Annotated in this window: 8 protein-coding genes; 4 read left to right on the forward strand and 4 right to left on the reverse strand. The window is 62.3% G+C overall.

The features are described 5' to 3' along the window. Positions 1 to 91 precede the first annotated feature (91 nt). Both glpE and malT read right to left on the reverse strand, forming a co-directional pair. Positions 92 to 418 (reverse strand): thiosulfate sulfurtransferase GlpE, encoded by a 327-nt coding sequence (gene glpE, locus ACJ8KE_RS22125; protein ID WP_004930790.1) that lies wholly within the window; start codon positions 416 to 418, stop codon positions 92 to 94. A gap of 82 nt (positions 419 to 500) precedes the next feature. Further along, on the reverse strand, positions 501 to 3215 hold the full coding sequence (gene malT / locus ACJ8KE_RS22130; RefSeq protein WP_033639202.1) for an HTH-type transcriptional regulator MalT: 2715 nt from the start codon (positions 3213 to 3215) through the stop codon (positions 501 to 503). Between the two features lie 460 nt (positions 3216 to 3675). Here malT and malP point away from each other — a divergent pair, with 460 nt between their 5' ends. Next, a complete protein-coding gene (malP, locus tag ACJ8KE_RS22135; RefSeq protein WP_110147488.1) occupies positions 3676 to 6081 on the forward strand; it encodes a maltodextrin phosphorylase in 2406 nt (801 codons plus the stop codon). Positions 6082 to 6090: 9 nt separating this feature from the next. Further along, entirely contained in the window at positions 6091 to 8181 is a 2091-nt protein-coding gene (malQ, locus tag ACJ8KE_RS22140; protein WP_110147487.1) for a 4-alpha-glucanotransferase, read from the forward strand. 182 nt (positions 8182 to 8363) lie between these two features. On the opposite strand, the gene nfuA is transcribed toward malQ, so the two are convergent. Both nfuA and gntX read right to left on the reverse strand, forming a co-directional pair. After that, a complete protein-coding gene (gene nfuA, locus ACJ8KE_RS22145; protein WP_004930777.1) occupies positions 8364 to 8939 on the reverse strand; it encodes a Fe-S biogenesis protein NfuA in 576 nt (191 codons plus the stop codon). A gap of 58 nt (positions 8940 to 8997) precedes the next feature. Then, the gene (gene gntX, locus ACJ8KE_RS22150) at positions 8998 to 9681 is read right to left on the reverse strand and encodes a DNA utilization protein GntX (RefSeq protein ID WP_028128296.1); all 684 of its coding nucleotides are present in this window, start codon (positions 9679 to 9681) and stop codon (positions 8998 to 9000) included. Between the two features lie 40 nt (positions 9682 to 9721). Between gntX and bioH the strand changes: the two genes are divergently transcribed. Further along, on the forward strand, positions 9722 to 10492 hold the full coding sequence (bioH, locus tag ACJ8KE_RS22155) for a pimeloyl-ACP methyl ester esterase BioH (protein ID WP_442517371.1): 771 nt from the start codon (positions 9722 to 9724) through the stop codon (positions 10490 to 10492). 270 nt (positions 10493 to 10762) lie between these two features. Then, positions 10763 to 11047: a YdgH/BhsA/McbA-like domain containing protein gene (locus ACJ8KE_RS22160; RefSeq protein ID WP_004930765.1), complete on the forward strand. Its 285-nt coding sequence runs from the start codon at positions 10763 to 10765 to the stop codon at positions 11045 to 11047. Positions 11048 to 11076: the final 29 nt, after the last annotated feature.

The raw sequence follows: 11076 nt of genomic DNA on the forward strand, positions 1-11076 counted from the left end.
CTGAGCGCTGGCAAACGGATCTGCGAAAAACCCGCGAAAACGCGCATAAAAACGAAGGGGAAGCCCGCCGACGCGCGGCGGGCGGCGGGGATCAGGCAGAGGTTTCCACGTCTTGCGGATACTGGCGGGCCCAGGCCTCGAAACCGCCGTCGATGCTGTAGACCGCGTCGAACCCCTGGTGCAGCAGGTACTGCGCCGCGCTGCGGCTGCTGTTGCCGTGGTAGCACATCACCATCACCGGCCGCTCGAAGTCGTTTTGCTGCATAAAGGCCGACAGGGTGGCGTTGGTGAGGTGAAAGGCGCCCGGCGTATGCCCGGCTTCAAAACTTTGCGGATCGCGGATGTCGACCAGGGCGGCGCTGCCCTCTTTCCAGCGGGTGTACGCCTGCTCAACGTTGATCGCTTCGAACTGTTCCATACTGCTGACTGCCTCGTAATAGGGGGACGCCGCTATTGTAACCAACTCTGCGGCGTTTAAGACCAGAGGGACATCAGGGTTTTTACGCGCCGTAGCCCATCATCTTCAGCAGTTGCTGCGCCTGCTGCACCGCCTCCTGGCGATGGGCCACGCCCAGTTTCTGATACAGGTTGCGGATGTGCGTCTTGATGGTGGTGGCCGCCACGTCCAGCTCGCCGGCGATCTGGTCGTTGCTGTAACCGGAATAGATCAGCCCCAGCACCTGCCATTCGCGTTGGGTGAGCGGGCTGGTGCGGATCAGTTCCGGCACCTGCGGGTGGGTCAGCAGCTTATCGACGAAGTTCTCGTCGAAATGCGCGAACTTGTGCCGATGATGCTGGTTGATGTCGCGCAGGATACGCTGGGCGCGATGCTGCTCCAGCTCCGGCAGCGTGTTGAGCTGGATCAGCTGACGCAGCTGTTGCGCCATCGCTTCGCCTTCGATGACGAAGTGGCTGATAAAGCCGGTGCGGTTAGCCAGCGACAGCGCTTCGATCAGCGCCTGCTGCGCTTCGCCCTTGCGCTCCAGCAGCCAGTAGAGCTGGTTGCTGAGCAGCAGGTTGCGGTTGAGATCGCTCACCAGCCGCAGGCGACGGGCGTTTTCGTTCAGTTCATCCAGCACCACGCCGGCCTCTTCATACTGGCCGAGCAGGATTTGCACCCGCGCGATGTTGCGCCATTGGCCCTGCGTGAAGTGGTTGTCCGCCATGCCGGGTTTTTCGGTGTGGCGCAGCCACTGGGCGGCGGCGGCGGTGTCGCCGGTCATCTGCCAGTGGATCACCCGCGACTTGTCGGTGTTGGTCAGCCAGTCGCGATGATAGTGGGCGCCGTGCAGCAGGGTTTCGCAGCGCTGCAGATGGGTATTGGCGTTGTCCAGATCGCCGCGCGCCAGCGAGCATTTGGCCAACATGGCGATGCACTGCAGCTGCTGCTGCGGTTGGTAGTTGGCCAGAATTTTCAGCCCGGCGCGCGCCGCGTCTTCCGCTTCGTCCAACCGTGACCATGACCACAGGATCTGGGCGCGGATGCGCAGCAGAAATTCGTGCATCGGCAGCTGTTCCAGGTGCTGCTCGCGGATCAGTTCGAACGCCTTATCCTGGGTTTCGTAAGCGGCCTGCAGGAAGCCTTGGGCGATAAGGATTTCGCTCTGCTGCAGCAGCGCCCAGAGCGCGTAATGGTTGGCCTGATGACGACGCGCCATCTGCTCGGTCTGCTGCATCATCGGCAGCGCGCGCGCCAGTTCGCCCTTGCAGTGGTGCACTTCGCCGGTCACCGAGGTGGCGACGATGCGGCTGTAGTAGCTGGACAGCGGCAGGAATTTCAACGCTTCGGTCGCCAGCCGCTCGGCTTCTTCCGGTTTGCCGGCGTTGATCGCCACCTGGGCGCGCAGGGCGTCGAACTCGGCGTGCAGCGTTTGGTCTATCTCGATTTTCTGCTCGCGCATGGTGCGCTCGGCGCGCTCCAGCAGGGTGTTGACCTCACTGTAGCGGTGCTGGCTCTGCGCCAGCCAGGCCTGCAGCAGCGCCAGCTTGGGGTTTTGGATCAGGCGTTCATAGGGCAGCGCGTTGAGGCACTCCTCCAGCAAGGCCAGTTCGCTGTGGTGGAACAGCGACCAGGCGTGTTGCAGCAGGATATCGCGCAGCATGCTGACGTCGCTGGCCGCCAACGCGTGGTGAATGGCCTCCGCCGGATACCCCAGCGCCAGCCAGCCCTCGGCGGCGGCGCGATGCAGCCCCGGCAGCTCCAGCGCCAGTTCCCACTGGCAACGCTGGCGCAGGAAAGAGGCGAACAGCGGGTGGAAGTTGAACCATTCGCCGGTATCGTCCATGCGGTGGATAAACAGCCCCTGGCGTTCCAGTTCCTCCAGCCGTTGCTGGCCGTTGTCTTCGCCGGTCAGCCGCACGATCAGCGCGTCGTTCATCGAGCGCAGCACCGAACAGCGCAGCAGGAAAGCGCGCGCATCGGCATCGACGTGGTCCAGCACTTCGTCTACCAGGTAGTCGGACAGGTGACTGGCGTTCAGCCCCGCCAGCCGTTTGGCCGACAGCTGAGCCGAGGAGGCGGATTGGCGGGCCGACAGCGCGATCAGCTGCAGCGCGGTGGCCCAGCCTTCGACTTCGTCGCACAGGCGGCTGCTGTCCTGCTGTTCCATTGGCGCCGCCAGACGGCAATCGAAGAACTGTTTGGCCTCCTGGTGGGTGAACGCCAGCTGCTGCGTGCCCATTTCCAACAGTTGATCGCGCACCCGCAGGTTGGCGATGCCGAGCGGCGGCAAGGTGCGCGAGAGCAGGATCAGCGTCAGGTTTTCCGGCTGATGGCGCAGGAAAAAGCGCATGGCTTCGTGAATGGCGTCGTTGGTGATCAGGTGATAGTCGTCGATCACCAGGTACAGCGGTTGATGCCAGTCGGCCAGCTCGATAAACAGTTGGGCGAACAGCGCCGACAGGCTGGCGTACTGGTGTTTCTGGCTCAGCGCCTCGCTCTTGACGCAGCGGCCGCCGCTGGCCTGCTGCAGCGCGGCGATCAGGTAGCTGGCGAAGCGCTCCGGCTGGTTGTCGCTCTCATCCAGGGAATACCAGCCCAGATCGGCCTTGCCGGCTGCCCATTGGGCGATCAGCGTGGTTTTCCCGTATCCCGCCGGGCAATTGACCAGTGTCAGGCGATAGTTGCCCGCGCTGGCCAGTTTGGCCAGCAGGCGATCGCGGATCACGGTATTTTGCAGCCGTACCGGGCGGCTCAGTTTTGATGGGATCAGCATAGTATTCCAGGGTATAAATCGCGGTTCCCGCCGGGATTGGAGTGGCGCTAATTATTTTATGGTTCGTAATTAATAGCTCCCCCTAACTTCTGCCAACCCTAAACGTATTGCAACAAGCTTCCGCATCGGCTTGGAGTTAAGTTGCTATCGATCACACTTTTTTACGTTTGGCGCCGGCGCGCGACGATACGGTTGCGGATCGCATTTCCGGCCATGGACAAAACTTCAGCAGCGCGAATACTTGTGCTAACGTCATGGTTAACGTTCTCAGTGCTCGCCGCACGCGTTGGCGGGCTTTTTTGCATCGTTGCAAGGGAGTCAAACAGTGCCTGAGATCACAATTCCAGCTACGCCCCAATCCTCCTCCCCAGCTAATCCCCAAGCGGGATGATGCCGTCAGGCTTTCTCACCGGCACGATAGCGGCAATTTGACCCACTTACTGGATAGAGAGTTTTCCTTATGTCACAGCCTACGCTCAAGAAGGATGCTTTTCTGGCGGCGCTCGCCCGTCAGTGGCAACGGTTCGGCCTCAGTTCCGCACAGCAGATGACGCAACATCAATGGTGGGAAGCCGTCAGTGCGGCGCTGGCCGAGCAGTTGGCCGCGCAGCCGGCACCGCGCAAAAGCGCCAAACCGCTGCGCCACGTGAACTACATCTCGATGGAGTTTCTGATCGGCCGGCTGACGGCGAACAACCTGATCAACCTGGGCTGGTACGACACCGTCGAGCAGGCGCTGGCCGAGCAGAACGTCAAGTTGGCGGATCTGCTGGAGCAGGAAACCGATCCGGCGCTGGGCAACGGCGGGTTGGGGCGGCTGGCGGCCTGTTTCCTCGACTCGATGGCGACGGTGGAACAACCGGCCACCGGCTATGGGCTGAACTACCAGTACGGGCTGTTCCGCCAGTCGTTCCGCGAAGGGCAACAGCAAGAGGCGCCGGATAACTGGCAGCGCGAGAGCTACCCGTGGTTCCGCCACAACGCCGCGCTGGCGGTGGACGTGGGCATCGGCGGCAAGCTGGAAAAGCAGGCCGACGGCCGCGAACTGTGGCGCCCCGCCTTCACCCTGCGCGGCGAAGCCTGGGATCTGCCGGTGCTGGGGTATCGCAACGGCGTGGCGCAGCCGCTGCGCCTGTGGCAGGCGACCCATCAGCATCCGTTCAACCTGAGCGATTTCAACGACGGCAAATTCCTGCAGGCGGAGAAGCAGGGCGTAGAAGCCGACAAGCTGACCAAGGTGCTCTACCCGAACGACAACCATCAGGCCGGCAAGCGCCTGCGCCTGATGCAGCAGTATTTCCAGTGCGCCTGCTCGGTGGCGGACATTTTGCGCAAGCACCATCAGGCCGGCCGCAAGATTGAAGAGCTGCCGAAGTACGAAGTGATCCAACTGAACGACACCCACCCGACCATCGCCATTCCGGAAATGCTGCGCATTCTGCTGGACGAACACCAGCTGGAGTGGGAGGCGGCCTGGGCGATCACCAGCAACACCTTCGCCTATACCAACCACACCCTGATGCCGGAAGCGCTGGAATGCTGGGATGAAAAATTGGTGCGCAGCCTGCTGCCGCGCCATTTCTCCATCATCAAACAAATCAACGCCAGGTTTAAAAAATTGGTGGATAAGCATTGGCCGGGCGACGAGGCGGTGTGGGCCAAACTGGCGGTGCACCACAACAAGCAGGTGCGCATGGCCAACCTGTGCGTGGTCAGCGGCTTTGCGGTCAACGGCGTAGCGCAGCTGCACTCGGATCTGGTGGTGAAAGATCTGTTCCCGGAATATCACCAGCTGTGGCCGAACAAATTCCATAACGTCACTAACGGCATCACGCCGCGCCGCTGGCTGAAACAGTGCAACCCGGCGCTGTCGGGCCTGATCGACGAGACGCTGAAGGTGGAGTGGGCGAGCGATCTCGACGCGCTGCGCGGGCTGGAAAAATTCGCCGACGACGCGGCGTTCCGCCAGCGTTATCAGCAGATCAAACGCGACAACAAGGTGGCGCTGGCCCATTACGTGCACGGCGTGATGGGGTTGACGCTTGACCCGGACGCGATCTTCGACGTGCAGATCAAACGCCTGCATGAATACAAACGTCAGCACCTGAACCTGCTGCACATCCTGTCGCTGTATCGCCAGCTGCGCGACAACCCCAACCTGGACATCGTGCCGCGCGTCTTCCTGTTCGGCGCCAAGGCGGCGCCGGGCTACTACCTGGCGAAGAACATCATCTACGCCATCAATCAGGCGGCCGAGAAGATCAACAACGATCCGTTGGTGAAAGATCGCCTGAAAGTGGCGTTCATCCCTGACTACCGCGTCTCGGTGGCCGAACTGATGATCCCGGCGGCGGATATCTCCGAACAGATCTCCACCGCCGGCAAAGAGGCCTCCGGCACCGGCAACATGAAGCTGGCGTTGAACGGCGCGCTGACGGTCGGCACGCTGGACGGCGCCAACGTCGAAATCGCCGAGCAGGTGGGCGAAGACAATATCTTTATCTTCGGCAATACCGTGGAGCAGGTGAAGGCGATAGTGGCGAAGGGTTACGATCCGCTCAGCTACCGCAAGAAAGACAAGCACCTGAAGGCGATTCTGGACGAGCTGGCGAGCGGCGCCTTCAGCCACGGCGACAAGCACGCGTTCGACATGATGCTGCACAGCCTGCTGGAAGGCGGCGATCCCTACCTGGTGCTGGCGGACTTTGCCTCGTACTGCCAGGCGCAGCGCCGGGTCGATGAACTGTATCGCGATCGGGACGAGTGGACGCGGCGGGCTATCCTTAACACCGCGCGCGTCGGCATGTTCAGCTCGGATCGTTCGATCCGCGATTATCAGCAGCGCATCTGGCAAGCCAAACGTTAAGGAGAGCGAATGGATCGCAAGCGTATCGATCAGGCGGCAGCGCAGGCGGGGATCGCTGCCGATTTCATCAATGCCCACGGCAAGCGGCAGGCGATTGAACCGGAGACCAAGCGCAAGCTGTTGGCGGCCATGAATCGGGCCGATGCCGCGCAGGAAGGCGCGGCGTCGCCGTTACCGGCGGTCAAGGTGTTCTATCAGGGCGCGCCGCTGGCGTTGACCCCGGCGGGTGAAGGCGAGTACCTGTGGGCGCTGCAGCGTGAAGACGGCGAATGCCTGCAGGGGCGCGTCGGCGCGCGCAAGACCCTGACGTTGCCCGGCGATTTGCCGGCGGGCTACCATCAATTGACGCTGAGCCAGGGCGTGCGGCAGTGGTCATGCCGCGTGATCGTCGCGCCGAGGCGCTGCTTCGAGCCGGACGCCTTGCTGACCGGCAAGAAACTGTGGGGCGCCTGCGTTCAGCTGTATACGCTGCGTTCCGATCGCAACTGGGGCATCGGCGATTTCGGCGATCTGCGCCTGATGGTGGAGCAGGTGGGGGAACGCGGCGGTGCCTTCGTCGGCCTCAATCCGATCCATGCGCTGTATCCGGCCAACCCGGAGAGCGCCAGCCCTTACAGCCCCTCGTCGCGCCGCTGGCTGAATCTGGCGTATATCGACGTCAACGCGGTGGAGGATTTCCAGCGCAGCGACGCGGCGCAGCGCTGGTGGCAGAAGCCGGCGACGCAGAAGCAGCTGGCCAGGGCGCGCGCCGCGGAGTGGGTGGATTACACCGCCGTGATGCAGCTGAAGCTGGCGGCGCTGAAGCTGGCGTTCCCGCTGTTTCAGGCGCGCCAGCCGAACGACGCGCAGCGTCAGGCGTTCGAGCTGTTTGTGGCTGAGGGCGGCGACAGCCTGTATCAGCAGGCGGCGTTTGATGCGCTGCACGCCCATCTGGCGGCCAAAGACGCCAGCCAGTGGGGCTGGCCGGCCTGGCCCGAACGTTATCGGCAGGGGCAGAGCGAAGCGGTGCGGCAGTTCTGCGCTGAACATCAGGACGCGGTTCGCTTTTATCTGTGGCTGCAATGGCTGGCGGGCACGCAGTTCGCGCAGTGTTTTGACCAGAGTCAACAGCAGCAGATGCCGATTGGCCTGTATCGCGATCTGGCGGTCGGGGTGGCGGAAGGCGGGGCGGAAACCTGGTGTGACCGTGAGCTGTACTGCCTGAAAGCGTCGGTCGGGGCGCCGCCGGATATTCTGGGGCCGCTGGGGCAAAACTGGGGCCTGCCGCCGATGGATCCGCACGTGATGGCGGCGCGCGGGTATCAGCCGTTCATCGATCTTTTGCGCGCCAACATGACCAGCTGCGGCGCGCTGCGCATCGATCACGTCATGGCTCTGTTGCGGCTGTGGTGGATCCCGTATGGCGAAACCGCCGATCGCGGCGCCTACGTCAAATACCCGGTGGACGATCTGCTGGCGGTGCTGGCGTTGGAAAGCCAGCGCCACCGCTGCATGGTGATCGGTGAGGATCTCGGCACGGTGCCGGTGGAAATCGTCGGCAAGCTGCGCGACAGCGGCGTCTATTCCTACAAAGTGCTCTATTTCGAAAGCGACGGCGAACACCATTTCCGCGCGCCGCAGGCCTACCCGGTGCAGGCGATGGCGACCATCACCACCCACGATCTGCCGACGCTGCGCGGCTACTGGCAAAGCGACGACCTGACGCTCGGCAACCGGCTGGGTCTTTACCCGGACGCGGAAATCCTGCGGGCGCTGTTCGCCGATCGGGAACGCGCCAAGCAGGGATTGCTGGACGGATTGCATCGCTATGGCTGCGTGCCGCAGAAGGTGGGCAAGAAGGCGGCGCTGCTCGGCATGAGCCCGCTGCTCAACCGCGGCCTGCAGCGTTATGTCGCCGACAGCGCCAGCGCCTTGCTCGGCCTGCAGCCGGAAGACTGGCTGGATATGGCGGATCCGGTCAACATTCCCGGCACCAGCGATCAGTACCCTAACTGGCGGCGCAAGCTGACCCGGACGCTGGAGGAGATGTTCGCCGACCCGCGGATAAACCGGCTGCTGAAGGATTTGGACAAGCGCCGACGCAAGGTGTCGGTGGGGTGACGATGAGGTGTCGTTGTATTAGGTCAAAGGACGAGAACTTTAGTCCCATCCAAATGACGGATACCCGAATTAATTGGCGTTGCAGCTAGGCGGCAAGCGTAAAACCCCAGGAGCTTACTTAAGTAAGTGACTGGGGTGCGCGCATGCGGCCAACAACGCTGCAACTTCAAGTAAGAAGGGTATCAGTAGTAGGAGTGCTCGCCGCGCTGGTGCTCGGTCAGGTCACGTACGCCCTTCAGCTCCGGGAATTTCTGCAGCAGCTCTTTCTCGATGCCTTCTTTCAGCGTGACGTCGACCATCGAACAGCCGTTGCAACCGCCGCCGAACTGCAGAATAGCCATGTTGTCGTCGGTGATCTCCATCAGCGTTACGCGGCCGCCGTGGCCCGCCAGCTGTGGGTTGATCTGCGACTGCAGCACGTACTCCACGCGCTCCATCAGCGGCGCGTCGTCATCGACTTTGCGCATCTTGGCGTTCGGCGCTTTCAGCGTCAGCTGGGAACCCAGCTGGTCGGTCACGAAGTCGATTTCGGCGTCTTCCAGATACGGCGCGCTCAGCTCATCGACATAGGCGGACAGTTTGTCGAACTTCAGTTCGGTATCCGTCGCTTCTACCGCGTCCGGCGGGCAATAAGAGACACCGCATTCGGCCGTCGGCGTGCCCGGGTTGATCACGAATACGCGGATTTGGGTGCCTTCTTCTTGATTTGCCAGCAGTTTGGCAAAGTGTTCCTGTGCAGCATCTGTTATACGGATCATAGCATTAGCTCAATAGTTGACTTCTATAGTCGGTTATAATACGCCCATTGCCGTGGCACTACAACGTGCGGCAAACGCACCATATCTGCACCGAGGCGGCGCCTTGCCGCCGCAGCAGCGCCGCGATCGCCGCGACGGTGCTGCCGGTGGTCACCACGTCATCCACCAAGGCGATATGCCGGCCGGCGACCGGCACGGTACAGGCGAACGCGCGCTGCAGATTGCGTCTGCGGGCAGAGGCGCTCAGCCGCTGTTGCAGGGCGGTTTTGCGCACCCGGCGCAAGGCGGCGGGCTGATAGGCGCAGCCCAGCCAGCGCGCCAGCGGCCGCGCCAGCAGATCGCTCTGGTTATAGCCACGGCGCCAGCAGCGTGATGCATGCAAGGGTACCGCTAAAATCAGGTCGGGTCTGTTCAGATACTGCTCTCTGCGCGCCTGCTGCCACCGCAACAGCATCAGGCGCGCCAGCGTCGGCGCCAGCTCGGGCGCGCGGTGGAACTTGAACCTTTTTACCAGTTGGCTGAGGGGCGCAGCGTAGTCGCCGACGAATACCAGCCGTTGCCAGGGCGGCGGCCGTTGCAGGCAGCGGCCGCAGGGCGTTCGCGCCTTCCCGGCGGGCAATCCGCAGCGCGGGCAACACGGCGGGTGGGCCGGCAGATGGCGCAGGCAGCAACTGCAGATGCCATGACGCATCAGGCTCAACGGTTGTCGGCATAGCCAACAGCGGCTGCGGATTGATAGCATAGCGTCTCCGAGATGGGTAAGCATGAAAGGACAATAACCAATGACAGCGCTGTACTGGCAAACAATAGGCGAAGGCGAACGCGATCTTGTGCTGCTGCACGGCTGGGGATTGAACGCCGAAGTGTGGCGTTGCATTCAGGCGCGGCTGACGCCGCATTTTCGCCTGCACCTGGTCGATCTGCCGGGGTACGGCCGCAGCCAGGGGTTCGGCGCCCTGTCGCTGGAGCAGATGACGGAAATCGTGCTGGCGGCTGCCCCGCCGCAGGCCTGGTGGCTCGGCTGGTCGCTCGGCGGACTGGTGGCCAGCCAGGCGGCGCTGATGCAGCCGCAGCGGGTCAGCGGGCTCATCACCGTGGCCTCTTCGCCGTGCTTTGCCGCCCGCGATGCGTGGCCGGGGATCCGTCCGGATGTGCTGAGCGGTTTCCAGCACCAGCTAAGCCTGGATTTCCAGCGCACCGTCGAGCGTTTTCTGGCGCTGCAGACGCTGGGCACCGAGAGCGCGCGTCAGGATGCGCGCCAGCTGAAAGCGGTAGTGCTCAACCAACCGACGCCGAGCGTCGAGGTACTGAACGGCGGGCTGGAGATCCTGCGCACCGCCGATCTGCGCGCGACGCTGGCGGAGTTGAATCTGCCGCTGCTGCGGATCTACGGATATCTGGACGGGCTGGTGCCGCGCAAGGTCGCCGAGCTGCTCGACGCCGCCTGGCCGAACTCCACGTCGCAGATCGTGGCCAAAGCCGCCCATGCGCCGTTTATCTCTCATCCCGATGAATTTGTGACGATGATCGAAGCGTTTATTGCAGCACATTGAATGCAGCGGGAAAACGCACGATAGAGCGCGAAAAAAAACGCCGCCGGGTGGATAAAAGACAAAGCTGTTCAATACTTAGTGAGTCAATGCGTTGGCTGCAAAATGAAAAGACCGCGTGCGGCGATTTTCATTTTGGCGTTTCGTCTCTGGGAAACAGGCCCCGTCAGGGAAAGCAACGAGGCCTGAGGATGTCGCGGCAGCCTGCGGTACTACGCATGGATCCTGGACGGCTTTCATAACAGATAAATTATCCATTGAGAGGTTAGTGTCATGAAATCATTGAAGATGATTATTGCAGCGGCAGTGCTGGGTTCGGTGTCTTTCGGCTCCATGGCGGCAACCCTGCTGACCAAGGAAGATCTGGATAAGAATCCGGGTAAATACGAGAAGATCGGCACCGTCACCACGACGGCGGAAACCACGTCACCGATGGACGCCAAGGAAGAGCTGTCCAAACTGGCGGACGAAAAGGGCGGTCAATACTACGTGATCCTGGCGGGCCGCGAACACGGTAAATTCAGCGCCATCGCCGAAGTTTACAAAGACAAGCAATAAGCCTTGAACGGCAAGGGGCGCCGTTGCGG

The organism is Serratia sp. CY56464 (genome assembly GCF_052168435.1).
Taxonomy (GTDB): domain Bacteria; phylum Pseudomonadota; class Gammaproteobacteria; order Enterobacterales; family Enterobacteriaceae; genus Serratia; species Serratia marcescens.